The sequence below is a fragment of the Bacillus sp. V33-4 genome (assembly GCF_002860225.1).
Classification (GTDB): Bacteria; Bacillota; Bacilli; order Bacillales; family Cytobacillaceae; genus Bacillus_BJ; species Bacillus_BJ canaveralius.
On record NZ_PGVC01000027.1, the window covers coordinates 21,380 to 45,319 of the forward strand.

General features: G+C 40.7%; 25 protein-coding genes, 1 riboswitch and 1 other annotated feature. Of the genes, 8 read left to right on the top strand and 17 right to left on the bottom strand.

Annotated elements, in window-relative coordinates; genetic code table 11:
- Positions 1–83 precede the first annotated feature (83 nt).
- The gene (locus CVD23_RS10615) at positions 84–1,265 is read left to right on the top strand and encodes an MDR family MFS transporter (protein ID WP_101665985.1); all 1,182 of its coding nucleotides are present in this window, start codon (positions 84–86) and stop codon (positions 1,263–1,265) included.
- A 76-nt stretch (positions 1,266–1,341) separates the two neighbouring features.
- Here CVD23_RS10615 and CVD23_RS10620 read toward each other — a convergent pair whose 3' ends face one another.
- The gene (locus CVD23_RS10620; protein WP_101575195.1) at positions 1,342–1,572 is read right to left on the bottom strand and encodes an excisionase family DNA-binding protein; all 231 of its coding nucleotides are present in this window, start codon (positions 1,570–1,572) and stop codon (positions 1,342–1,344) included.
- Positions 1,573–1,799: 227 nt separating this feature from the next.
- Between CVD23_RS10620 and CVD23_RS10625 the strand changes: the two genes are divergently transcribed.
- A complete protein-coding gene (locus tag CVD23_RS10625) occupies positions 1,800–2,171 on the top strand; it encodes a hypothetical protein (RefSeq protein WP_101575194.1) in 372 nt (123 codons plus the stop codon).
- A 177-nt stretch (positions 2,172–2,348) separates the two neighbouring features.
- Positions 2,349–3,461 (top strand): CAP domain-containing protein, encoded by a 1,113-nt coding sequence (locus CVD23_RS10630; RefSeq protein WP_257988296.1) that lies wholly within the window; start codon positions 2,349–2,351, stop codon positions 3,459–3,461.
- Between the two features lie 336 nt (positions 3,462–3,797).
- Here CVD23_RS10630 and CVD23_RS10635 read toward each other — a convergent pair whose 3' ends face one another.
- A complete protein-coding gene (locus tag CVD23_RS10635) occupies positions 3,798–4,805 on the bottom strand; it encodes a nuclease-related domain-containing protein (RefSeq protein WP_101575193.1) in 1,008 nt (335 codons plus the stop codon).
- 296 nt (positions 4,806–5,101) lie between these two features.
- Between CVD23_RS10635 and CVD23_RS10640 the strand changes: the two genes are divergently transcribed.
- Positions 5,102–5,383: an AbrB/MazE/SpoVT family DNA-binding domain-containing protein gene (locus CVD23_RS10640; protein ID WP_180955631.1), complete on the top strand. Its 282-nt coding sequence runs from the start codon at positions 5,102–5,104 to the stop codon at positions 5,381–5,383.
- An 11-nt stretch (positions 5,384–5,394) separates the two neighbouring features.
- On the top strand, positions 5,395–5,790 hold the full coding sequence (locus CVD23_RS10645) for a type II toxin-antitoxin system death-on-curing family toxin (RefSeq protein ID WP_101665987.1): 396 nt from the start codon (positions 5,395–5,397) through the stop codon (positions 5,788–5,790).
- Positions 5,791–5,928: 138 nt separating this feature from the next.
- On the opposite strand, the gene CVD23_RS10650 is transcribed toward CVD23_RS10645, so the two are convergent.
- From CVD23_RS10650 to CVD23_RS10675, 6 genes are all read right to left on the bottom strand, one after another.
- Entirely contained in the window at positions 5,929–6,768 is an 840-nt protein-coding gene (locus tag CVD23_RS10650) for an arylamine N-acetyltransferase (RefSeq protein WP_101665988.1), read from the bottom strand.
- Between the two features lie 195 nt (positions 6,769–6,963).
- Positions 6,964–8,688 (bottom strand): L-lactate permease, encoded by a 1,725-nt coding sequence (locus CVD23_RS10655; RefSeq protein ID WP_101665989.1) that lies wholly within the window; start codon positions 8,686–8,688, stop codon positions 6,964–6,966.
- 194 nt (positions 8,689–8,882) lie between these two features.
- A complete protein-coding gene (locus CVD23_RS10660) occupies positions 8,883–10,208 on the bottom strand; it encodes a hemolysin family protein (RefSeq protein ID WP_101665990.1) in 1,326 nt (441 codons plus the stop codon).
- Positions 10,209–10,369: 161 nt separating this feature from the next.
- Positions 10,370–11,047, bottom strand: a complete 678-nt coding sequence (locus CVD23_RS10665; RefSeq protein ID WP_257988300.1) for a protein kinase family protein — start codon at positions 11,045–11,047, stop codon at positions 10,370–10,372.
- Positions 11,048–11,462: 415 nt separating this feature from the next.
- The gene (locus tag CVD23_RS10670; RefSeq protein ID WP_101665991.1) at positions 11,463–11,852 is read right to left on the bottom strand and encodes a sporulation protein; all 390 of its coding nucleotides are present in this window, start codon (positions 11,850–11,852) and stop codon (positions 11,463–11,465) included.
- A 31-nt stretch (positions 11,853–11,883) separates the two neighbouring features.
- Positions 11,884–12,009 (bottom strand): FbpB family small basic protein, encoded by a 126-nt coding sequence (locus tag CVD23_RS10675; RefSeq protein WP_101575186.1) that lies wholly within the window; start codon positions 12,007–12,009, stop codon positions 11,884–11,886.
- 707 nt (positions 12,010–12,716) lie between these two features.
- Positions 12,717–12,963, top strand: a binding site (T-box leader).
- Positions 12,964–13,013: 50 nt separating this feature from the next.
- Here CVD23_RS10675 and brnQ point away from each other — a divergent pair.
- Positions 13,014–14,351 (top strand): branched-chain amino acid transport system II carrier protein, encoded by a 1,338-nt coding sequence (gene brnQ / locus CVD23_RS10685; protein WP_101665993.1) that lies wholly within the window; start codon positions 13,014–13,016, stop codon positions 14,349–14,351.
- Between the two features lie 93 nt (positions 14,352–14,444).
- Here the strand turns inward: brnQ and CVD23_RS10690 are convergent, their stop codons facing one another.
- The gene (locus CVD23_RS10690; RefSeq protein WP_101665994.1) at positions 14,445–15,137 is read right to left on the bottom strand and encodes a DUF5643 domain-containing protein; all 693 of its coding nucleotides are present in this window, start codon (positions 15,135–15,137) and stop codon (positions 14,445–14,447) included.
- 71 nt (positions 15,138–15,208) lie between these two features.
- Positions 15,209–15,487, bottom strand: coding sequence for a hypothetical protein (locus tag CVD23_RS10695; protein ID WP_101665995.1), 279 nt, complete (start codon positions 15,485–15,487; stop codon positions 15,209–15,211).
- A 71-nt stretch (positions 15,488–15,558) separates the two neighbouring features.
- Here CVD23_RS10695 and CVD23_RS10700 point away from each other — a divergent pair, with 71 nt between their 5' ends.
- Positions 15,559–16,494 carry an aldo/keto reductase gene (locus CVD23_RS10700; RefSeq protein ID WP_101666037.1) on the top strand — a complete coding sequence of 312 codons (936 nt, stop codon included), beginning with the start codon at positions 15,559–15,561 and terminating at the stop codon, positions 16,492–16,494.
- A gap of 262 nt (positions 16,495–16,756) precedes the next feature.
- Here the strand turns inward: CVD23_RS10700 and CVD23_RS10705 are convergent, their stop codons facing one another.
- Both CVD23_RS10705 and CVD23_RS10710 read right to left on the bottom strand, forming a co-directional pair.
- Positions 16,757–17,239 carry a flavodoxin domain-containing protein gene (locus tag CVD23_RS10705; protein WP_101665996.1) on the bottom strand — a complete coding sequence of 161 codons (483 nt, stop codon included), beginning with the start codon at positions 17,237–17,239 and terminating at the stop codon, positions 16,757–16,759.
- Positions 17,239–18,156, bottom strand: a complete 918-nt coding sequence (locus tag CVD23_RS10710; protein ID WP_101665997.1) for a hypothetical protein — start codon at positions 18,154–18,156, stop codon at positions 17,239–17,241. Before CVD23_RS10710 ends, CVD23_RS10705 begins: the two co-directional genes overlap by 1 nt.
- 336 nt (positions 18,157–18,492) lie before the next feature.
- Here CVD23_RS10710 and CVD23_RS10715 point away from each other — a divergent pair, with 336 nt between their 5' ends.
- Positions 18,493–19,317, top strand: coding sequence for a DegV family protein (locus CVD23_RS10715; RefSeq protein WP_101665998.1), 825 nt, complete (start codon positions 18,493–18,495; stop codon positions 19,315–19,317).
- A 91-nt stretch (positions 19,318–19,408) separates the two neighbouring features.
- Here CVD23_RS10715 and CVD23_RS10720 read toward each other — a convergent pair whose 3' ends face one another.
- The 5 genes from CVD23_RS10720 to CVD23_RS10740 all read right to left on the bottom strand — a co-directional run bounded on the left by CVD23_RS10720 (position 19,409) and on the right by CVD23_RS10740 (position 23,870).
- Positions 19,409–20,173, bottom strand: a complete 765-nt coding sequence (locus CVD23_RS10720; RefSeq protein ID WP_101665999.1) for a VOC family protein — start codon at positions 20,171–20,173, stop codon at positions 19,409–19,411.
- On the bottom strand, positions 20,170–20,982 hold the full coding sequence (gene proC, locus CVD23_RS10725; protein WP_101666000.1) for a pyrroline-5-carboxylate reductase: 813 nt from the start codon (positions 20,980–20,982) through the stop codon (positions 20,170–20,172). The genes CVD23_RS10720 and proC overlap by 4 nt, the downstream gene beginning before the upstream one ends.
- 16 nt (positions 20,983–20,998) lie before the next feature.
- Entirely contained in the window at positions 20,999–21,832 is an 834-nt protein-coding gene (locus CVD23_RS10730) for a MetQ/NlpA family ABC transporter substrate-binding protein (protein ID WP_101666001.1), read from the bottom strand.
- Complete coding sequence (locus tag CVD23_RS10735; RefSeq protein ID WP_101666002.1) at positions 21,829–22,863, bottom strand: uroporphyrinogen decarboxylase family protein; 1,035 nt, start codon at positions 22,861–22,863, stop codon at positions 21,829–21,831. The genes CVD23_RS10730 and CVD23_RS10735 overlap by 4 nt, the downstream gene beginning before the upstream one ends.
- A gap of 77 nt (positions 22,864–22,940) precedes the next feature.
- Positions 22,941–23,050: riboswitch (SAM riboswitch) on the bottom strand.
- A 142-nt stretch (positions 23,051–23,192) separates the two neighbouring features.
- Positions 23,193–23,870 (bottom strand): prolyl oligopeptidase family serine peptidase, encoded by a 678-nt coding sequence (locus CVD23_RS10740; protein WP_101666003.1) that lies wholly within the window; start codon positions 23,868–23,870, stop codon positions 23,193–23,195.
- Between the last annotated feature and the right edge of the window lie 70 nt (positions 23,871–23,940).

The following is a 23,940-nucleotide window of genomic DNA, read 5'->3' on the forward strand; positions in this document are numbered from 1 at the left end:
GGTTGCATTGTTCCTGAAAATATTTTACCATAAAAGACACGTAACCATCATAAGTTAATGATGGTTACAAATGGAGGGAGTATATGCATAAAGACTTAAAGGTCATTTTACTGTCTGCTTTTTTGATGAATGTAGCAGGGTTCGCGGTCATGTCATTTCTGGCCATCCATCTTTCTCTTAATCTTCATTATTCTGCATTAGAAACAGGAACTATTCTATCTTTACTCACGATTGTGTCCAGAGGAGTCCCCGTCGTTGCGGGAGGATTGGGAGACAGGTTTGGATATAAACAGATGATGGTTAGCGGATTGTTGATAAGAGGAACAGGTCTGCTTATGCTGGGCACGTCCCAATCATTTTATGTCCTAATTGTTGCTGCCGTTTTAATAGGATTGGGCTCCGCTTCGTATGAGCCCTCAGCAATGGCGTTTTTTTCGTCTGAATCAAATGAGTCGATTCGAAGAAAGGCATTTTCATATTTGAATATTTGTCTCAATGCCGGCGCGATTATTGGCCCGTTATTGGGAAGCTTTCTCCTGCTTTTTAATCCAAGCTATCCTTTTATATTCAGTGGTTTCATCTTTTACATATTGTCGTTGTTCCAGTCGGTGAAAATTAATGCAAATGGTATTACACAGAAACAACAATCATTTTTGAAAGGGATGCTCGACATTAAGAAAAACAAATTATTTCTATATTATTGCTTTGCGATGACGTTTTTTTGGTTCATGTTTGCGCAGCTAACAGTTTCAATTCCCCTGCATATGTACAACATCAGCCATAGTGAGCAGATGGTTAGTCTAGTCATTACGGTAAACGCTATCACCGGGCTTATATTTATGGTGTTATTCAGACGTTTCTATGAGAAGTTTAATTCATTAAAGTTGATAAAAGCCGGCTTCCTGATCATGTTACTGGCTCTTGCTGCAATAAGTTTGAATGCTTCTCCATACTGGCTTTTAGCATGCATCCTATTTTTCACAATCGGTGAAACATTGGTCCTGCCTTCCTCTGATCTAGCGGTCTCCAATTTCACAAGGAGTAAGTTTCATGCTACATATTTTGGTTTTTTTGAGATCTCCTTTGCACTCGGAGCAACCGGCGGGAACTATTTTGGTGCATATTTTACAAATAGCCTGCAAGACCGCAATTGGCCATGGCTTGTTTTGGCGGCGGCCGGGGCCATAGGATTTGGTTTATTAAGTCATTTAACAAAGCAAATCCGATCCAAAGTTATTATGAACCAGGAAAGCGTGAGTCATTAATCTAGTGCATCGATCCAACAAAAAAAGCAGGAGACCATTGTGTGTATGGGTCCTGCTTTTCATGACAGTTAGTATATTAATCTTCATCCTTGATATCCAAATCCTCAGGAATAGGTTCATTTAGTACTTCTTCGATTAGTTCCTTATATTTCTCCATTTGTTTTAGATGTGTGTTGAATTGTTCCTTGTTGATTAAAATTTGTTCTCCATCATGGATAGCGCGAATTTGATTGTTCTGTACCATCTTTTCAACGTATGTTTCCGGAACGGATAAAAATTCCGCTGTTTCTTTTATGGTTAAATACAATTCGTCCAGTCCTTTCTAATACAACGCGTATTGGCGGCTTGTTTCTTGATCATCACCAAAAATACTCCTTCTGTCAAACCATTAAAAATCCGGGGTATTTATAAAGTTATTCGCCCAGTCACCCGGCACAAACGTGCATAGTTTATAGAGATTTATCATGCTCGAACGGGAAATTCCCGTAAAAGAGTATAGCCCCCCTCTATAAAAATATCAAGGAGAGATGCTTTATGAACCCTTATGAATTTTATCCCGGATATGTCCCCCAGCAACCTGACGAATTCACAGCGAATTACGATCCGTATATGCACCCGCAGTATGACTATGAGAGACAGCCGGCCCTCGAACGAAGAGTGGCAGCGCTCGAAAGGCAAAGTGAACAACAGACAAGAGAAAACGAACGGCTAAACAGGGAAAACAACCGGCAAAACCAGGAGATTACCCGGTTGAATAGAGAGATCGGCCGCATTAACCAGGAAATTCAAAGGATAAATCAAAATGATGAACGCCATACGCGGCGGCTGCAACGCTTAAACCAGCGGCTGCGTGCAGTCGAAAACAGGCTGAACATCCCATTTACGCAAGCGGATGGTGAGTTTTAAAAAAGAAGCAGATCCCTGCTTCTTTTTTATCGTAAAACGTACACATTAATCTCTTTCCATTAGCTTTTAATATGATAATAGGGTATTATTGTTGCATTATCCGTCCCTTTGTTGTTATATAGCAGTTGAGGGTGACCAGCTTATTCATTCCAAAAATTAAGAAATGGGGGCGATGAGTTGAGACGGTTTTTTGTTTTTTTATTATGCTTATTTTTAATATGGACTGTCTATGATAAACAATTATATAAAGCACCAGTTATCGACGATATTCGCTCGAATATAGAAAAAATAGATTTTTCCGCTGCTATTGATACTTTGTACGATGAAATAAATCAACTGGCTGGACAATTGAATGGAGTTGCAGAACAACCCCGGCAAAACGAACAGCCAGATCCGATTAACAAGCTTGAAAAACCCAATCTGTCTGCTCCCGCTAAGCAAATGTTCTCGGTCTACAATATTGAAATTGGAGATTCAAAGGAAGCGGTTGAACAACAAATCGGAGCTCCGAAACGGTCAACTGCCAATGAATACGGAACCGAATGGAACGCCTACCATGACAGCTATCAAAACTTTTTCATGTTGGCGTATGATGAGAATGATAAAGTGGCTGGACTATACACGAGCCAGGATTTAATTACATCAACAAAAGACATTAAGCTCGGGACCCCGAAAGAAACGGTTCTCGCACAATTAGGGGAGCCATTATCACAAATCCGCAAAGGGCTGGTTTATTTTCAGTTTCAAGAGAAAAGGGACTATGATGTGTTTTTGCTGGATAACAACTATGTAACTATTTTCTATGATATCCACAAAAACAATACCGTTACCTCCATGCAAATCATCAGTAAAGAGCTTGAACAAGCGAAGCAGGATTTTTACGCGGCGGAAAGCCCACAGTTGAGGGAAGGCTTTGAGTATCAATTGTTTGACTTAACTAATGCGACGAGAGTTCATCATAACCTGCCAATTTTAACATGGGACGACCAAATAAAAGAAACGGCACGCAAACACAGTGTGGATATGGCCGACAACAATTATTTCAACCACACCAATCTTGAAGGCCAGTCCCCATTCGACCGCATGGAAGAGGACGCCATTTCCTTTACAGTTGCAGGAGAAAATCTTGCTTCAGGCCAATTCAGCAGCATTTTTGCACACGAAGGGCTAATGAACTCACTTGGGCACAGAGAAAATATTTTAAAACCAGAATACGAATTTCTCGGTGTCGGAGTCGCCTTTAACCCCGAAGCGCATCCTTATTATACGGAGAACTTTTTTACAGATTAGTTTTTTATCAATCGGCATGCGCTGTCCGAGTTAAACATTCTGTAACCTGCAAGATGCCAAAGCTAATTTTCTAAAAATCAGGACAAAAAGACACAAAAAGCTGTGCAATTCATTATGAATCGTGCAGCTTTTTGTCGTTCCTGAGTCATTTTTGAAATGGCAATTGGACAACTCACTATTCTTGGGGGGTTAACTCGCTACCCATAAAACCTCTATCAGTCGTGAAAAAATAATTAAGCGGAAATTGACTAGAATTAAGCGGAACGAGGCATTAATTAAGCGTTCGCACCAATAATTAAGCGAAAAAATCATTAATTAAGCGGAAATTCAAATTAATTAAGCGAAACCCTTTTTATCTAAAATTGTAACATTAAATAAATCTGCTGGCGGGAAGTAGAACCTTCCTTTTGTCGTGCCCGAGCTGGGAAAATTTGTGGAAATGAGCAATCGCGATGCAATATCTCTTGATGACAGTTGTGCAAAATCACGAAATTGCTGGTTGCTTATTTTCGAATCAATCAGCAAAAAATAATCACGCAATGCAAGCATGTGGGCATCTCGAGACTTCGTGCTGCAATCCGGACAATGCCAGTGTCTTTTCATTCGCTGCATGGGAATATAAAAACAAAAAGGGCAATAAACGCCGGTTATTAACTCATCTTTTGAAGTAAGGTAGCGATCAAGAAAAAGTTTTCTTGGAGGGGTATTTTTTTTGATCAATTGGCGGCTGATTTTACGAAGTTCTTTTGACGAGAGGACTTCTTTCGGATACATTTTTTCCAAGGCTTGAATCCAGTTGAGGAGATGGGGAGTTTTGAATACCTTTCGAAAAATCTTCTCTTGGCCGGGATTTGTTTTTAAAATACTGTGTTTATTGCAAATCACTACTGCATATTCTATCGGTATATCAGGTACCTGCAGTTCGTGCAAAAATTCGTTCAGTTGATATTTTTGCAGGCTTGCTTGTGTAATTGGGTCAGGAAAGCCTTCTTCTTTACCATTCGCATTCGTCCGAATCAACTGGTGAAATAGCTGATCAAAAAATAATGTGCCCGCAATATTCTTGACTTCTAAAATAATCGCTAGATTGGCTGTAAGGAGGAGCGTATCAATCTGGAACGTATACTCACCCCTGGGGAGATTTAAATCATGAAAAATAAGATACTTCTTTTCATCCAGGAAGCTTAAATAGTGATCTATAGACTGTTCTCCCCAATAGCCTGCTCTCCTTCTTTCCAAATCTCCCTGCAACTCTTCCCGGGAAAAAGCTCCTTCAGGAAGCCTCCTTAGCAATGCCTCGCCAACTTGAATTTTTAATGGAACGGTCCGTCTTTTTACAATCAATATATTTTCACTCCTTTCATTTGCTTTCAAAAACCTTCTATATCAAAAGGCAAATACCCTGCAAAAAATTTATGGTGATTTTGTGTACTAACAGCAGTATTCTGTTCAGAAAAAAACTAATCAATTAGCGCCTCGTTTTATATTTTTCACACATGCTGCAATTCAGAATCTTTATATCTCTTAGTTTACATACAAATCTAAAGGTGTAAAAGGATTATAATAGTTATAACAGTAAAATAAAATAAACTGTTATAACCTCTGTCAGCATATGCTAATAATGAGGAATGAAACTTATTATGACTAAAATGGCGGTGAAACCTGTGGAAAGAAAGGTTACTCGAATTGGAAACAGCTTAGGCGTGACATTTCCTGCCGAGGTATTAGAGCATTTAAATGTGAAACAAGGAGACGAAGTTATTTTTAATATTGAAAAGAACGGGAAGGTTTCCTTTGAAAAGAAACGATTGTTAAACATGGAAGGATTTGAAGATATAGATCAGGATTTTCTTGAGGGTATGCAAGAGATGTTTAAAAAATACGATAAAACACTGCGAAACCTGGCAGACCGTAAAAGTTAGGAATCTGAGTGATGACGAAATATATTACACATAAGCAGGCTATCTTTTTAAATGGTGTTGTAATTAGAAAGTACACACCCGAAGAAACCATTGGCGTAAAATCTGCTGAATTGTTGGATAGTGCCATTAACAGGCCAAAGGCTTCAGTTTTTGGAAATGATGCTTATCCGAATATTGAAGAAAAAGCCGCTGCGTTATTCGAAAGCTTGGCACAAAATCATCCTTTTCATAACGGGAAAAAAAGAACAACTTTTGCTTGTCTACACCAGTTTTTATGGATCAATGGATACACACTACATGTAGATGAAAAACAAGCAGAAGATTTTACAGTAAAAATGGTTGTGGAAAAGCCTGACTTAACATATATTGCGGCTTGGATAAAAAATCATTCACAGCAGAGACCCTGACCGGTCTCTTTTTTTATCGAGGAGAACTTACTCCTTAACCTATCATCGTTTATCAACTTAAGTTCGTTAAGTATAATTAAGATTATTGTTTAGAGTATACGCCATTATCGTGTTTAGAAACTGCTCCTTCTCGATTCATTACTTTCCTGAAAAAATATCAACCTTCAATTCCTTCAACACATCAATTGCCTGAGCCACCGGTAATTTAGGCAGCAGGAATTCTTCAGTGATTACTTTTTCAATTTCCCCAGCTGATGTTAGTGTTTTTTTGATGGTGTTTCCGTTTGCGTATCGAATTGAAAATTGATTGTTCACGAGGGATACGCTCCTATCTTTCTCGGTTTGCCACAACTGGCATCGTAAAATTGACATAAAAGTGGCACCCGGCTGATTGGACTTTTCTATTGCATGACTAAAATCAGCAAGCTCAAATGCTTTCTTGGAATTGAACTCCCATGTATTTCCGCTTTGCTTGCCCTGCGTATAACGAACATATTTATATTGATGTTTTTCTCCATCAACTCTTAATAACTGAACCTTATCGTCTCCAAATTGAGAAACGTTATTTGGATCATTTTCGAACCTTACTGGTTTGAAAAAAGGAGCTGCGGCACCACAATCCACATATACTCTTTCTCCCTCAACATCGACAATGATCCCGATATGTTCCTTTCCAAGCATAATATGATAGCAGGCAAACCCGATTTCTTTTAATAAGGACATCAAATTTGAGTTTAAAGAATAGCAAGTCCCGCCAAAATGAAATTGACGATAGTTTTCAACAAACATATCAAAAGGAGGAATTGCAAAACCAAGTTGCTGCCTATCACGGAAATAGAGCAATTTGCTGATGTTTTCAAACGGAATCGTTGTTAAATGCGCATGACAAATACGTTCTAAATAGCGGTATGACGGACTTCCCAACGGCAGGTTGAGATTGTTTAAATAATTCATTCCCCATTCGGATAATTTCTGCATTTTATTTTCGCCTCTTAGCTTTTCTAAAAGTGTGAATTTTCCCTAATTATACCGTGTTTTTTAAAAAATTAGCGCAATATTTTAAAAGAGAAAGGCAAAATCCATAGGGAATTTGCCTCAATGATTTATTAGTCCATCTTTTCACAAAATCACTATCCAGCCATGATCCCGTAAAAACAGCCTATCATTTTAAGATCAATATGCCGGAATCATCCAAGGAAACACGTACGCTTGCAGCATGACTAAAACTCCCATTAAAGCGCCCAGGGCAAGACTGTGGAAAAAGACCGCCCGGAATATTGGCCCTACTGCATTAGCTCCTTCGTTGCGATCCTCATAGCAGGCAGCGGTTGCGACGACAATGCTCTGGGCATCAATCATTTTCCCCATAACTCCCCCCGTTGAGTTGGATGCGGCAATAAGCACGGGATCGAGGCCCAACTGCTCTGCTGTAATTCGCTGCATGCTTCCGAACAATGCATTTGAAGAAGTATCGCTCCCGGTTAGGAAGACTCCCAGCCAACCCAGCATCGCGGCGAAGAAAGGATAAAATACGCCTGTTTTCGTAAAGGCAAGACCGAGAATCGCATCTAAGCCTGAATAGCGCGTTGTGAATCCTAATCCCAAAACCAAAGCAATCGTAATCAAGGGTGTTTTCATTCGCTGCGCCGTTCGTATGACAGAGAGCTTCCACTGTTGACTGTTCATCCGCAGGAACAAACCGCTTATGACTGCCGCAAAAAATACTCCTGTACCGGCCGCCGAAAGCCAATTAAATGAGAAGATCGCAGCCTCCGGGACCAACTCATTTGCTAAAGGCGGGGTCCTGAAAACTAGTTGATCCAAAAAAGGAACGGGAATACTATACAATGACTTAATACCAAAAATATTTAAGGAATTCAGGAGCCCCTTCCATTGTGGCAGGCCCCACATGAAGACAAAAAGCGTCAGGAAGACCCACGGCGCCCAAGCCTTGGCCACCTCTCCTGATTTATACTTAGTTTCCTGCTGTTCAAGAGACTTTATAGCCTCCTCTTCTCCAGGCAGATAAAATTTATTTTTAGGCTGCCATACTTTGAGAAGTAAAATTAACGCAATAATAGAAATAATTCCTCCTAAAATATCAACAAGCATCGGTCCGATAAAGTTGGAAACAGAAAATTGGGTTAGTGCAAATGTGACACCTGTAACCAAAATGGCGGGCCAAATCTCTAAAACCTGTTTCCATTTTCCTTTATGCATAAATACCATGGTGGTAACAAGCCAAAATGGCACGAGCACTGAGAAAAAAGGAAGCTGACGCCCTGCCATTGCCGACAACGCCATTTCTGGAAGACCGGTGACAGTCGCCAACGTAATGATCGGAGTTCCTACTGCTCCAAACGCAACCGGAGCTGTATTTGCAATCAAACAGAGGACAGCTGCCGCCATGGGCCGAAAACCGAGCCCAACCATCAGTGCTCCCGCTATAGCTACCGGAGTGCCAAAGCCTGCAGCACCTTCAATAAAAGCACCAAAGGAAAAAGCGATCAGAAGTGTTTGGATACGCCGGTCAGAAGATAAAGAAACAATGGATGATTTCACAATGTCAAATTGACCAGTAACCAATGTAATCGTATACAAAAACATTGCAGCCACAACAATCCAGCCGATCGGAATCATGCCAAAAAAAGAACCATAACCAAATGCGGCTAAAGTAGAAGAAACAGGCATGTCTACCAGCAGTATTGCCATAAGAATGGTGACCACTCCGGCAATAAGCGCCGCTTGCGGAGCAGCAATCCCGTAATGGGTTCTGCCAAGCTTATCTTTATGAGGATGAAATGCAAGCAAATATAGTAGTGTCAGGATTGGAATAGCCGCTAGCAACGTAGAAAAAAATGAATTTCCCATCGGATCATAGACTTGATGAAATTCCATATAAACCCTCCTCGTCATGTTCTAATTGCAGTATATGGGAGAGGTTTTTAAGTTAGTACAACTAATCTAACTGTTTTAAACATTATGAAAATTGAGCTTGAAAAAATAGCTATCCAGTCCCACAATCCCAGAGAAATTAGATAGCTTCACTTTTATGCTATTTTTTTAATATACGACAAGAAGCAATCGATTTATTACTCCGGCAAATCGGTTTCTTCCTTAACCTCGACCTTCACTTTCATAATCCGTTTATCGTACATTTCGACAACCGTGAACACAATATTTTCAGCTTCAATGGAAGGCTGGCCTTCAACCGGAGGTATATAGCCGAGCTGCCCGATTACAAATCCGCTCAATGTATCATACTCCTGGGTTGGCAGTTCTCTGTCCACAATATCCTCGACTTCATAAAGATTGGTGGTTCCCGCCATCAAATAAGTATTCGGTCCGAGTTCTTTAATTTCCTCATCACCCGCTAAAGGTTCATCATATTCATCAAAAATGTTGCCAACGATTTCCTCGATCAGATCTTCGATTGTAACAATTCCATCTGTACCACCATACTCATCAATTGCTATCGCCATGTGGACATTGTTTTTTTGCATATCCTTAAACAAATGATCCGTTCTTTTTGATTCAAGGACAAAAAAAGGGGCACGTATCATTTCGCGGAGATTGAATTTTTTCGCTTCAGAGTTTTCAACAAACTGGATTAAATCCTTAACATGGAGGATTCCAACAATATGATCGATATTTTCTTCATAGACCGGAAATCTCGTGTATCTTTCAATACTTACAAGCTCGACCGTGTCTTTTAGGGTATAATCAATCGGGATCGCAACTATGTTTGTCCGATGCGTCATGATATCCGAAACTGTCTTGTTATTGAATTCGAAAATATTGTTAATCATCATTTTTTCGTCTTCTTCGATCGTTCCCCGTTCTTTGCCGACGTCAACGAGCATGCGAATTTCTTCCTCGGTGACATGCTCATCATCGGCATTCGGATCGACTCCGAACATACGGACAATTAAGTTCGTTGATAGTGTTAATAATTTTACAAACGGGGAAGATATTTTAGATAAGAACGTTAAAGGTGCCACTGCAAAATTCGCAATCGCTTCGGCTTTTTGCAAAGCAAGCCGCTTTGGGACAAGCTCGCCGAGCACTAATGTAAAATAGGACAGCACCAGTGTAATGACGACTACCGAAATCGTGGCAAGCAAATCCCTGGAAAGCGGAACACCAAGATTATAAAGCGTTTCTGCCAATTGCCCGGCAAAACTCTCAGCGGCAAAGGCACTTGCTAAAAATCCGGCAAGTGTGATGCCGATTTGAATCGTAGCCAAAAAACGGCTAGGTTCTGAAAGAAGATTATGGAGCATGATTGCCTTTTTATCGCCTCGGTCAGCCATCATTTTTACTTTATTATCATTCAATGAAATTAATGCAATCTCAGATGCAGCAAAAAATGCATTTAAAATTATCAGTACAATAAGTACCAATATTTCTGTTGCCAAAAAAACCAACCTCCAGCTATATATAATGAAATAAAAACTCGAACCACATAAATGAAAGCTCTTCTGTATTTTCCATAAAGCACGCCTTTTTATGCATTCATTATTCGTGGTGTCGAGGTGTACGAGATTCTAATTAAGGATTAGAGGATGAAAGATGTTGCTCATAAGCAGTCCTCTCCAGAAGGAAAAGAACGCCTGCTTGCCCTGTTTGCTTTTACTTTTTCAGTTTTTTGCAAACACGCTTCGCATTTCTTATATATAAAAGCAATAAGGTTCAGCAAAGATGCAGGAATTTTCTTAGGGAAGATCCGGTGGCTATAAATCGCATAAAAGGCATTTTTTAGATCATCCCATTGGGAGCAATCTTTCGTTTGCCGAAAGCGGGCAACGTCAATAAGTTTTATACCACCTGCAGGTGTGATCAGGATATTTCGCAAATGAATATCGGACGGATTTAACCCTCTTTTACGGGCAAAACGAAGCGCTTCATCCACTTTTTGAATATGTCGATGTGTAATTGGTATCCCTTTTTCCAAACAGCTAAATAAAGTGTTCCCCTGAACAAAATCAATGACGATATAATTGTCTCCGGAATCGTACAATACCGGATAAAACGGAGTTTCTCCAAGAGCTTTGTAAACCTCTGCCTCTTCCTTTGCCACTTCCGTAAACGGCGGGAAAAACACCTTTAAGACTTTATCGGTCGAACGAATCTTGAATACAAAAGCACTTCTTCCCGCACCTATAAATTCAAGGTCACAGTCCTTCCTCATCAGCATCGTTTGTGAGCCCTGTTTCGAAAATTTTACACTTTGAGCCAATTCACTGAATGATTTCAAGTTAAATGCCCCCTTTCTTGCTTAACATTGCTTATCGAATCGTCACCCGCTCGCATCGGAACGGGCAGCAGCGATGTCTAAAAATAGATATTCCGCCCCGGACTCTTCTGTGCAGTCATTCTTTGTCTCCTTGTTACAGTGATTATGGACTAACACTGTTATTTTCCACGAAGGAGTACTCATAAAACATGCAAGTCCGTAAAAAGCCCGCTTCCTATCCTATTCCAGAAGATGCTTGACCATTACTACTAAACCACAGGGCATTATTAACCGGCAACCTTCTAAGCAATAATATTCATTTATTAAAAGTTCAATCATCTAAATCATCGTTTTATGTCCGTTCATTAGGCGTCTTTTTCGTGAAAAAATCCAGGAGAGTCCGCTGGAAACTTGCCTTTGTGTCCGAAACCCTTGTTTATTGGATGATTTGAATCATATCCTGATCCTTGCTTTCCACACCTTCATTAAAGGTAAGCCTTGTTTTAAAACGGTATGATCTATCCTCCGTTGAAACGGGCACAAAAGCTGGCAGCTGGAAAGAAAATGAAATTTCATTGAACTGTTCCGAATCAATACGTGTTGATGTTAAAATCGTAGCAGTATCTACTACTTTTTCTGTTCCCTCAGCGTGATCAATCATAACCAAATCACAGTCGATTCGTTTAATGTGTTGCTCAATCGTGCCGCCTTTAATCAAGAAATGTCCATGGACAGGATCTCCTTGTTTGTAAGTTTCTTTTTGCAGAATAAGATCGATCTGTGCTGAACCTATTCCGACAAGCGACATATATTTTCTTAATAACACCGAATACCCTCCTGAATAATAATAGAAACTTTTAGTTAACCTTGCGTATTTTTTCATCTACGCGCTTTTCGATTTTTTCGAGTTCAAGCTTATCCTTTAACAGCTCTTCTTTGTTTTTTCTGATTAATTCCTTAAAAGATACTTTCCTTTTATTCATTTTTCATTTCTCCTTTTTTATAATCGACAGCTGAATAGTCATACATCCTGTTGAAAAAAACACATGGTTTTTTCCCTTCATTATAATTAAAAAACCTTTACCAACATGCGGTAAAGGTTTTAAATACAAATAAAGACCTTTACCAACAGGCAAAGGTCTTGCTAACAACGTTATGTTGCCAACAAAGCCGGGAGTGGTAAAACTCCGAAATGACGACTTTGCTGTAAAAGCTACTCCCCTCTAGGAGAACTATTCAACTAATTACCGTTAAGCATAATACAAAACATACTTGATTGTCAACTAGTCGATATTCTAACGTAGCCTAACAGTGTTATTATCCCCTGTTATTTGAATTTGCTTTGTTAATTCATGGCCTTTCCTAAGTGCGAAGCTGAAAATAGAGATAATCTATGTCATCCTCATGGCTTATAATCCAGAAATGAAAGGTTTCATGCCAGTACGCCAGCTTACGGACCTCTCTGCGTGTTGCCTCTCCGATCGGATTTTTATGCTCATCGTATATTTCATGATTTCATTTTCAATTAAATTATCTCCGATTCTTTTTATTTTCACTTTAATGGCTTCTTTATTGTTTGTAAACCTGGCTAATTTTGGTTTAATTGCTAAAAAGTAATTAATGATAGAATTATTAAAATTATTTTATTATATTGACATATCATTTTCCCTCTGGTAAATTATTTTTAATAATAAAATTGATGACGAGAAGAGTAAGATGGGATCACTGTTCTAAAGAGAGCCGGCATGTTGGTGGAAGCCGGTGTTCAGTACTTATCCGAAGATCATCTCCGAGATGCAAAGCTGAAAACAGTAAGCTTTGACGGGTCCTCCGCCGTTACAATGGAGCACGTATGATCGTACGTTGACTGAGAGCCGCGAGTTTTTTTAAAAGCTGCGGAATAAGGGTGGTAACGCGAGCACAAACTCGTCCCTATTTTTAGGGACGGGTTTTTTTATTTTTTTTATACAGTAAAGGAGAGAAAACCATGAGGAAATTTGACACCTTATTTATTGGATTAATGTTATTTTCAATGTTTTTTGGAGCAGGGAATTTGATTTTCCCTCCATTTCTGGGAGCTCAATCGGGCACTGCGTTCTGGCTCGCCATGGCTGGATTTACTCTAACTGCAGTTGGCCTTCCTTTTGCAGTCTTGCTTGCCGTTTCGCTTGCAAAGGGCGGAGCACAGGCGATCGGAAACCGCGTTCACCCATATTTCAGCGCAATCTTTATGGTGATTGTTTATCTATCAATTGGGCCGTTCCTGGCAATTCCGAGAAATGCGAATGTTGCTTTTGAAATGGGCGTAATGCCCTTCGTTCCTGAATCTGCAAACGCAGCGTTGGTCTTATTTTTGTATACTGTAATTTTCTTTTCACTCGTATTTGTGATCAGCTTAAACCCGTCCAAAATGGAAAAGTATATGGGCCGCTGGATTACACCTGCCCTGCTGTTATCAATGGTTGTCTTGTGCGCAGTCGGGTTTGCCAATCTCGATGCGCCGTTGCAAGCACCGGCTGCTGACTACCAGGCTGGAGCATTTTTTAAAGGATTTTTAGAAGGGTATAACACGATGGATGCCCTCGCTTCGCTCGCGTTCGGAATCGTGATCCTCACCGCTATTCAGCAAAGAGGAGTCCGCGATGAAAAGCAATTAACTAAATACACATTGAAAGCTGCGGTCATCGCTGCAGTTTTACTTACACTTGTGTATGTGAGCCTAGGACTGATTGGCGGAAAAATGGCAGTAAATGGGCCTTTTGAAAACGGGACAGAAATCCTGTCCGCTGCTTCAACGCTGTTATTGGGACAAAACGGTACGGCTTTGCTTGGATTCATTTTTACTTTAGCTTGCTTTACAACAGTGGTCGGACTGACAGCAGCATGCGGCCAATACTTTTCAAAACTAATTCCAAAAGCAAGTTATAAATCAGTCGTTCTCGTCATCACCCTGTTTGGATTCACGCTTTCGAACCTCGGCTTAAGCCAAATTTTGAAAGTATCTGTACCGTTCCTCATTACAGCTTATCCATTAACAATCGTTTTGATCACACTTGCCTTCTTTAATCGTTATTTCAAAAATACGAAAAAGGTATACGGCAGCGCGATGCTATTTACGGGTGTATTTGCCGTAATCGGCGGATTAAACACATTTGGCCTCGATTTGGGCCCACTACAAACCTTGCGTGAAGTGCTTCCGTTCTCCTCAGTTGGACTGGAATGGGTCGTGCCTGCCCTCGTAGGTACAGGAGTCGGTTTGCTTTTAAGTGCATTTGGAAGAAAGCAAGAAATGGCCGAAAACCAGGCGGATGTAAAAGCTTCATAAATATGGAAAAGACTAGCTTCTATTCGGGGCTAGTCTTTCATTTTATGCCAATCTTTTCGAAATACTTATATTAGCAGCTAACTAACCGAGACGCTATTCCTCCAAATTAATTTTCACCGATTCTAATTCAACTGGCATGTTCATACCTAATGAGTTTAAATTCACCCTGAGAACATAATCCTGGAGATCGTCTATTTTGCTAATATCAAAGGTGCTTTTGAAACGTAAGTTTTCTTTGTCTAATACATTCAATGAATGTTTAAGCGGCTCTTCATAAGTGTCTTTCTCTGATTCTTTAACTAACGAAACGTCATTACGGGCAAAATTTTCAAAAAACGTGAAGTCTTGGTTGTTGGGGTCTCCATTGTTAACTTGAAAATCAACGCTGAAATTTTTGCCCTCCACGACCATTTTTTCTACTTTTACAGCGAGATTCTGCCTACTGCTTTTTATTTCAAATGGAGTTTTCTTCTCCAACTCTATGAATTGATCTTTTTCATATAATGCCACACTTGGCTTGATTTCTAAGTATGTTGATTGTGGAATTATTGTTCTTCCTTTTACTTTTATTTGATTATCTTTGGTTGTAGTCTCCAAATCAATCCCGTCTGTCAACCGTTCAAATCTTTTTCCTTGGTCATCATAAATTTCCAGCCTGACTTGATCTTTTGTTCCTTCATTTGGAAAAGTTGCTGTATAATCAATTGCGGTAGATGACCTTCCTGCAATAATCGAATCAAAATGAACCTTTATGTTTGAATGAATATCGCTGCTTTCTTTATCCACTTCGGCTGTTTCGTATGGTAATTGCTTAATTGGGACATCAAATTTCCATCCCCCTTCTTCTTTTCCAATTCTTAAAAGGCCAGTGGAAAAGTAGCCTCAGGGGGTAATTCTGCTTTTGGATAATTCAGCTGAATATGTCCTGCATAACCTTTATCTGTAGGGTTCAAATAGACTAATTCTTTCGTTTCACCCATCCTTTCATCACCATCAAAGATTTCATAGAGGGCCAAATACTGACCGGCTTTATCCTTTTCTACCTCGCCTTTTATATGAAAATCAACGCCAATAACCTCGCCGTCGTAATAAGCACCAGTAATGCGGCTCACCATAATAGAATGAATATCGCGCAAACCAATTATTTCAAATTCCCCTCTGATTTTTGTATGATAGGACTGAACACAAAAAGGAGATGAACATGAAGATGGCTGAAAAAGTACGTATTGGCAACACCGATTTGTATGTAAACAGAATTGGGCTTGGAACGAATGCGGTTGGCGGGCATAATATTTATCCAAATCTAAGTGAAGATACCGGAAAAGAAGTAGTTCGTACAGCTTTAGACAATGGCATCAACTTTTTGGATACGGCCTTCATTTATGGCCCTGAGCGCTCTGAAGAATTAATTGGCGAAGTGGTTAAAGAAAATGGCAACCGCTCCGATGTAGTCATTGCTACGAAAGGCGCCCATAAATTTGTCAATGGCGAGGTCGTTCTTGATAACTCTCCAGCATTTTTAAAAGAGGCGGTAGAGGGAAGTTTAAAGAGACTGCAAACTGACTATATTGATTTGTTCTATATTCACTTTCCTGATGAACATACGCCAAAAGCCGAGGCTGTCGGTGCATTAAAAGAACTAAAAGATGCAGGAAAAATAAAAGCCATTGGTGTATCCAACTTTTCAATCGAGCAATTAAAGGAAGCAAATGTGGATGGGTATGTTGATGTCCTGCAGTCTGAATATAACTTATTCAAACGTGAGGTCGAGCAGAAGATATTGCCATATACAACAGAACATAACATTTCATTCGTTCCTTATTTCCCGCTTGCAGCCGGGCTTTTAGGCGGAAGATACAATAAAGATACAAAATTTGAAGACGGACGTGCAAAAAATCCACTCTTCCAGGGAGAAGCTTTTATCCGCAACCTCGAAAAAGTCGAACAAGTTCGTGAAATTGCCAATGCCAAAAACGCAGAAGCTGCCCATGTTGTGCTTGCCTGGTATTTAACTCGGGACTCAATTGACGTATTGATCCCCGGTGCAAAAAAACCAGAACAAGTAATAAACAATTTAAAAACATTGGATGTCGAGCTAACGGCTGAAGAAATTGAGAAAATCAGCAGCATTTTTAGGGAATAAATAACTTATATCGTTGAAAGACGCATTATAAAAATGTGGCTGTCTAAGATGGCCTAAGCTTCGCAGGCAACAAATGACTCCGGTATTGTGCGCCGGGGTCTTGTTTTTGAAACAATTCATGTTGTTCTCCAAATTCCTGTGTTTAATGGATTTGGAACGAGTTTCTATACCATTCCCGTTTCAGCTTAAAATTTAGAAGGACCAGTTCAACTGCCTCTCAATGACTGGCCCTGTTACATTTTTTTAGCAATGCTAAAATAAGCTAGCCTGCCTTCAAGAATTTCGCAAAATCATCAATATTTTCGATAGATAGGGCAGAATGGTCTGATTTAATTTTCATCAGCGATCTCACAATCATTTTTTCAAAAAAATTCATCTTGCTATAGTGAATTTCATACCCCAAAATGTCTTTTGCTTTTGCATGATGATACAGTTCCGGCGGGAATGAACCAGTAAGTTCCTTTAATCTTGTTTGCGAATCTGGTTCGGCGGCACAAATAAATAACCCGACATTTTTTTGTAAAAGCTGAGGTAAACTTTCACCTATATACTTAGTTAAACTCTTCTGTATATTGCCTGCGTAAATTGATCCGCCAAGAATAACGGTATCATATTCTTCTATTGAAGGTCTCGTCTCCTTCGCCAGATTTACTAAATCCACGTGTTCTCCCAGCTTCGTTTTCAGTAATCTTGCAGCATTTTCTACACTGCCATGCTTCGTTGCAAAAATGATAATCGTCTTCATTAAAGTCGACGCTCCTTTCCTTGTTTAATGATACTTTTCCAGCCGACGTACTGTGGCGGCTCTTGAATATTTTTCATAACAAGATACAAACAAAAGATAATGACGATGTTAAATACAGTAAAAACTGCAATCTCTGCAAAGCTTGATTGGACCCCGGCAATGATCATTCTGATGGACATGGCGGTAATTGCCGTCAACATTGTAAATCCCTTGACAATAAAAATGGCGGCGAGCAAAAATCCGAACGGCTTTCTTTTTAGTACAAGCACTCCCGATAAAATCCCTCCCGGTACGATAAGGCCGAGATCCAGGGCTTGAATCACCAACGTTGTATAATGATCGAGCCCATAAGGAACCGTATTGTTCATTAGTGCCGGTATAATCCTGCCGAGCCACATGATCAAGATCGCTACCCCGATAAAAATAAGAAAGCTGCCAATAAATTTTACGGGCATACGCGGTTTAAAATTACCAGCCATTTTTTTCATATCAAAAGACATAATCGTTAATATGAATGCAAAAAAACTAGCGGACATCAGGATCACATAGAGGAGAAAAAACGAGTTGTAGGTGGTCAGAAAAGAGTATGATGCATAGGTGTATAAAAAAAATCCCAACGTTCCGGCGAGCAAAAAACGGCCGCGAATCGATTCCCTTCTCGATAGGCAAAGGGCAATCATGAGCAGTGGAATTCCCAATCCAAGGGTGACGATATCCTGGGCTATTTCCTGTTCAGCGCCTGAAACAGAATCATTTTTATAAATTCCTTTCCCATAGAGCTGGATCGTTTCACCGGACAATGTGGTAAATTGATGCGGTCCGGAGCCAGCGCTTGAAAATATTCCATAAGTTGAAGCAACCAACGATAAAACAAGTAATAATAAGGTCAGAATACTTATTGATTTTTTATATTTCATCACAAAGACCTCCTTCCTCTTGAAATTTTCAAAAATAATGCACCTTCGTGAATAACTTCACAAGTAAGCTTAAAAAAAGATAAGTTTATCTTTCGTTCCATTACCACCCCTTTGGTGCATAATAAATTTGTTGTTCTTAACTTTATTTTATCATCCTCGTAGCGAAATTTTCTTAACCAGGACACATGTCACAAAGGTTTCATACATTCATTATCAACGAGCGCCTGACCCTCACTTAAAAAAATTCAATAAAGGATTGAAGCTATAATTTATGGTGATAATCACAGACCTGTTATAGTTTAATTAAATATTCCATTTTTAGGGGTGTGATCAGAATTGATCAAAATTATTACGGACAGCTCGGCAGATTTGCCAAAGGAATTGTTAGACCGATACGACGTTGCTGTCGTTCCTTTAAAAATTCAATTAGAAAATGAAGAGTTTTTAGAAGGGATTAACTTAACGCCAAAAGAATTTTTCGTCAAAATGTTTTCTTCAAGCGAGCTTCCGAAAACATCACAGCCATCGCCTGCAGCTTTCGCAGAAGTCTTTAACAAATTTGAAGAAAACGTTGAACTGCTTTGCCTGACCATTTCCTCGGGTTTGAGCGGAACCTATCAATCAGCTCTTCTCGGCAAAGATATCTCCAACAGAAATGTAACGGTTTTCGATACACTGGCTGGCTCTTTATCTCATGGCCTCCAAGTTATCAGGGCTGCAGAACTTGCTGAAAAAGGTCATGCAATGGAAGAAATCATTGAAAACCTGGCAGAATACAGGAAAAACATGAACATTCTGATTCTCCTCGATACACTCGAAAACATCGTAAAAGGTGGACGCTTGAGCAGATTCCAGGGTTCTGTTGCGAAAATCCTTAATATTAAAGTGATTTTAGAGGGTATTAACGGCGTCGTAGAAATGAAGGAGAAAATTCGCGGCACGAAGAAATTTCATAAAAAAACAATCGAAATCATTAGCGAAAGGAAAGCAGATTTCTCGGATACCATTTTTGGGATTACGCACACTGGCAACGAAGATGATGCAGAACTGATGAGACAAGAAATCATTCAAAACTTTAATCCTAAAGACGTAATTGTGCATTATATGGGGGCCACCATGGGCACTTACGCAGGGAAAAATGGAATGATTATTTCTTTCTAGCACAGTATAGAAGAAGCAGGAAACCTATTGGTGTCCTGCTTTCTTCGCTCGTAAATGTCAAGTTCCGCTCATTAATCGTAACTTCATAAGATTAAAAAACGTATTCAGCTTCCCCGATTTTTATCGATTTGCCTTTCAAATCATTTGCGTCCGTGTTAAAAACAAGCTGTGTTAACTGATTGGCAGCCCCCTGTTTGAAAATAAACGACTTGCCGCTAATCCCAAGCGTTACAGAGGAATCGCCCGATTCGATAACTGACAGCCCGAATAGCATTTGCCAATGTGCCGCGACAGCAGCCGGGTCCTGCACGTGGAAAACCGCTTGATCGAGTGAAACATCACCGGCCGAATGGGGCTGGATAATCCCTGATGCTGTGAGATTTTCCAAACGATCTTCGTCGTTGCCTTTCCACTGGATCACAAATGGGTAGACAAGACCCTGAAAATCACCCTCAATCGTCATCATCCGCCATTCAATCAATTGGCCGAGCGTGTTTAAACGTTTTCCATCAATGATGGGTGACAGTTTTAACCCGTTTGCTTTCAATGTAGCAGCTGTATCTTCGATATCGTCGGTACGGATGGCAACGCGGCTGAAGGCTTCATTTGCCGGCAACATCTTGATTGCATCCTTGACGACCACGTTTGACGGATCGGCTTTGACGACTAATTCACGGTTTTCAATGGCCAAAAACTCTATATACGTCAAGCCAAAATAGCTGAGGGCATTGTATGTGCCCCACTGCTTATGCGAACCGCCTTTGAATGCAATCAGTCCGTTTTCTTTAAACGTTTCAATCGCGTTTTCCAGGTCGTTTACATAATGAACGGTATGGTCCCAATGTAACGTCGTCATTGCTGATGTCCTCCTAGTTCAGTTGTCCGCTTCACGGCTGCCAGGACACTTCGCTGCAATCCCGCCGCGAAGTCACTGTTGTTTAATTCATAGAGGGCATTGATCCCGACGCCGCCGGGTGAATTATTAATGTCCAACAATTGCCTCGGATGAAGTCCGCTATGCTTTAACATCGCGACAGCACCTGCGACATTTTCCAGAGCGACTTCCCAGGCTTGTTCCCTCGGTAATCCTGTAAGCACGCCGGCATCGGCCAATGATTCTATGAAATAATAAACGTAATTCGGTCCTGCCACGCCGAACCCTGTAAAAATGTCAATCAGTGATTCATCAAGATATTGCACTTTGCCAAACCCGTTTAGGAAGGTGTCAACTTGCTCTTTGGAAGCATAGTCATTCAATGCTGCACCGCTGTACCCTAACCCTGTATCAGTCAAGGTATTTGGGATACAACGGATGATTGGACGGTCAGATCCGAAGTAGCTGCCGAGTTTTTCAATCGTCACACCAGCAACGATTGATAAAATGGCCGCATCCGGTGCTGCAAATTGGCGGATAGTCCTGCCCAATCCGGCTAGGTCATCCTGTGGACGAACAGCAATAACGACCAGGTCGGCCTCAGCTACGGCAGTTTCTTGTGAAGCAGGGCATTGAATACCATATGATTCACAGAGAAGCAGGGCCCGACTTTCATTAATATCGGTAACGCTAATATCTCCAGCCGCCACTGTCTGGTTGGCCACAACAGCACGTATCATCGCTTCAGCCATTTGGCCTCCGCCGATAAAATGTATGCGTTTCTTTCCCATTTTACTCAAGTCCTTCCTAATTATTTTTCCATGCCTCCGGTAAAATGAAACCATCATATTTGCTTTCAGAATTGATATATTCTTCAAATTCACTCGATTCGTAAGCTGCTTTCAAGTCTTTTGCCCATTGTGTGTCTTTATCTTTCTTATTGATCGATACAATATTTCGGTGTTGTTTCGGAGTATTTTCAATCTTCAGCGCATCGGTAATTTTCTTGCCGGCATTGGCAATGTAGTTCCCATTCACTACACCATAATCTACATCCTCCAGCGATACCAAAATTTGAGCTGGATCCAATACTTCGAACTTAATTTCATACTGATCCGGTTCTACGCTGTTCAAGTTAAAATCAGTTATACCGGCATCGGATTTCACTTTTACCCAACCGAGTTCTTCCAAAATTCGTACAGCACGTTCCTGATTAACCGGGTCATTTGGCAGTGCCACTGTTGTACCATCTTTAACTTCATCAAGGGATGTGTGCTTTTTGGAGTATAAACCCTGCGGTGCACTTGGTATAAAGGCTATGCCCGTCATATCCATGTTTTTCTCTTCATTAATTCCCTCCATGTAGGCAGTACTTTGGAAAACACTCGCATCGATTGAGCCTTCCTGCATCGCCGGGTTTACCTGCATGTTTTGCGAAAATGTCTTAATATTGACTTTATACCCTTTTTCCTCAAGAATCGGTAAAATACCTTTGCGGAATTGGTCTTCATACGTTCCAACCCCAAAGCCGACGGTAATTTCCTTTTTATCTTCTGAAGCTGAATTTGTCTTCGATTCATTCCCGCACGCCGCCAGTACCAATACCATTCCTAATAAAACAGCAAAGATTAATTTTTTCATTCCATTGTCTCCTTTTTCAATACTGACTGTCGTAACTGTATTAAAGCTTCCTCCGTCACATTGACCGGAATCGAGCAATTTGGTGCTAAAATAAATGGTTGATTTGCCATAATGCTCAGAGCTTCCTCAGCTTGAACACGAATCCGGCCAATATCATTTGCCGCAAACAACGCGTGGTCGACACCACCTACTTTTGTCGCGTTCAATGCTGCATCGAGATCAGGATTGCCTGCCGCCTTCGTATCCCAGCTAATCCCATCAATTGGGTAGTCGTTAAACCGTTCGGGATGGGCATGTGCCCCGCAGGTGTGCAGGATTCGCTTCCCTTGTTGGGCCGCTTCCAGCACAATGAGATCATAAGGTCTGGAAAACTCATTGAAGGCAGCCTCCTCAAACATATCCGGGTTAGCAGTACCGGTTACAGCGTAGAAGATGCCATCTGCGCCGGCACGATTCAATTCTATTACATAATCCGCCAATGTCAGCGCAATTGCATGTAAGGCGCGATGAACACCGGTTCTTTGTTCTGACAATAATGCTGCAATGGTGACAGGATCTCCACTGCCATAGACCGTATCATTCACATAAGCCGACTGGCCAGCCAGGAATAACAGCACCGTTAATGGTGAAAAGATCGTTTGGACAAGCGGAGTATCAGGCAGCCCTTGACGAATTTGTTTTACAGCCTCCAATTGCTCTTTTAATGGCGTGGATTCTATAGCTTTTTTTTCACGAATATCCCAAACATCTGAAGCTTTTTGGATGACTGCGCGTGTTTGTTTCGGAAAAACCGATCTATAATCCTGAAAATCGTATGTATTTCCCCATGCTTCTGCATAATACGTTGCCCGCGGATTGATTTTGACCCAGTCCCAATCGAACTGCTTCGTAAAAGCAACGGTCGCTTCTGCTAAGTCTTTAGCATTCTGTTCTTTGTCTAAAATATGGCGCCAGCCGCTGACTATTGGGCGGTCTGCCCGTTCACCGGACAATAAAGCTGCAAAACGTTGTTTCTTGTTCCATTCGCCCACTACTATATACCCTCCTTTTCCGCAGTAAAAAACCCTTCTTAAATCATTAAGAAGAGTAAGATGTCCTGCAAAGACGCCTCTTATCTTCCAAGCCTTGTGCTTGTTGGAATTAGCACAGTACTCCCTTAAAAAGAGTCCGCTGCCGAGGTTTCACCGGGCCAAATCCCTTCACCTCTCTAGATAAGAAAACCAAGTAATTTAATAAGATTAATAAGATAATAGCACTTGAGAAATAAACCGTCAATTGAATAACTTCATAATTTCATAAGTTCGAAACTTTGCCACAAATAAGTTTGTATTGCGAAACAATTCCAAAATAGACTTGCTCCTCATGAATGGAGCTTGCTTTGACTGAGCAGCCACTCGAAAAATTCCGGGTTGTTATACGTTTCCGTCCATGAATCATGCTTTGCATCTGGATAGACCGAAAACTTTACATTCCCTCCAGCTGCTTGAAGAGCAGCCACCATCTGTTCCGTCTCTTCAATTGGAATGATATCATCCTTCGCGCCATGAAAAGTCCAAACAGGGACATCTTTTAATCGATGAACGTTTTCTGCCGATCCGCCCCCGCATATGGGTGCTACCGCCGCAAACCTTTCAGGATTCTGGATCGCAAGCTCCCATGTACCATAACCGCCCATACTTAAGCCGGTTAGATAAATTCTGCTCTCATCAACCCGGTATTTTTGAATCGTCTGATCCAGCAAATTGATAACAGCATCCAACTCTAACAGCCAGTTCGAATATCGGTCCACATAATTGGGGCACTGCGGTGACAAAAGAATAAATGGTAGTTCCTTAGTCTCTGCCAGCTTCGGTAGCCCATTCCTTTTAAGAAACTCTACATTATTGCCACGCTCTCCGACTCCATGAAGAAATAGGACAAGCGGATAAGCCTTCTCCTGGTCAAAATGGTAGTCTTCCGGCAAATGTAATAGATAATCTAAGTTGACTTGTTTTCTTACGGTAATTTCTTTTTGAAATCGACCAGCTGTTTGCTTCATGTTAATCCTCTCTTCTTGAAAAAATAAAGTGTAAAGCTGCCTAATAGAATAGACAGCCCAGTAATAATTC

Excerpts from the sequence above, each read along its gene's own strand:
- CVD23_RS10675 (WP_101575186.1), bottom strand. The coding sequence starts at position 12,009 with ATGAATAAAAGGAAAGTATCTTTTAAGGAATTAATCAGAAAAAACAAA.
- CVD23_RS10640 (WP_180955631.1), top strand. The coding sequence starts at position 5,102 with ATGACTAAAATGGCGGTGAAACCTGTGGAAAGAAAGGTTACTCGAATT.
- brnQ (WP_101665993.1), top strand. The coding sequence starts at position 13,014 with ATGAGGAAATTTGACACCTTATTTATTGGATTAATGTTATTTTCAATG.
- CVD23_RS10615 (WP_101665985.1), top strand. The coding sequence starts at position 84 with ATGCATAAAGACTTAAAGGTCATTTTACTGTCTGCTTTTTTGATGAAT.
- CVD23_RS10705 (WP_101665996.1), bottom strand. The coding sequence starts at position 17,239 with ATGAAGACGATTATCATTTTTGCAACGAAGCATGGCAGTGTAGAAAAT.
- CVD23_RS10700 (WP_101666037.1), top strand. The coding sequence starts at position 15,559 with ATGGCTGAAAAAGTACGTATTGGCAACACCGATTTGTATGTAAACAGA.
- CVD23_RS10645 (WP_101665987.1), top strand. The coding sequence starts at position 5,395 with ATGACGAAATATATTACACATAAGCAGGCTATCTTTTTAAATGGTGTT.
- CVD23_RS10710 (WP_101665997.1), bottom strand. The coding sequence starts at position 18,156 with ATGAAATATAAAAAATCAATAAGTATTCTGACCTTATTATTACTTGTT.
- CVD23_RS10625 (WP_101575194.1), top strand. The coding sequence starts at position 1,800 with ATGAACCCTTATGAATTTTATCCCGGATATGTCCCCCAGCAACCTGAC.
- proC (WP_101666000.1), bottom strand. The coding sequence starts at position 20,982 with ATGGGAAAGAAACGCATACATTTTATCGGCGGAGGCCAAATGGCTGAA.
- CVD23_RS10650 (WP_101665988.1), bottom strand. The coding sequence starts at position 6,768 with ATGCAGAAATTATCCGAATGGGGAATGAATTATTTAAACAATCTCAAC.
- CVD23_RS10655 (WP_101665989.1), bottom strand. The coding sequence starts at position 8,688 with ATGGAATTTCATCAAGTCTATGATCCGATGGGAAATTCATTTTTTTCT.
- CVD23_RS10740 (WP_101666003.1), bottom strand. The coding sequence starts at position 23,870 with ATGAAGCAAACAGCTGGTCGATTTCAAAAAGAAATTACCGTAAGAAAA.
- CVD23_RS10720 (WP_101665999.1), bottom strand. The coding sequence starts at position 20,173 with ATGACGACGTTACATTGGGACCATACCGTTCATTATGTAAACGACCTG.
- CVD23_RS10730 (WP_101666001.1), bottom strand. The coding sequence starts at position 21,832 with ATGAAAAAATTAATCTTTGCTGTTTTATTAGGAATGGTATTGGTACTG.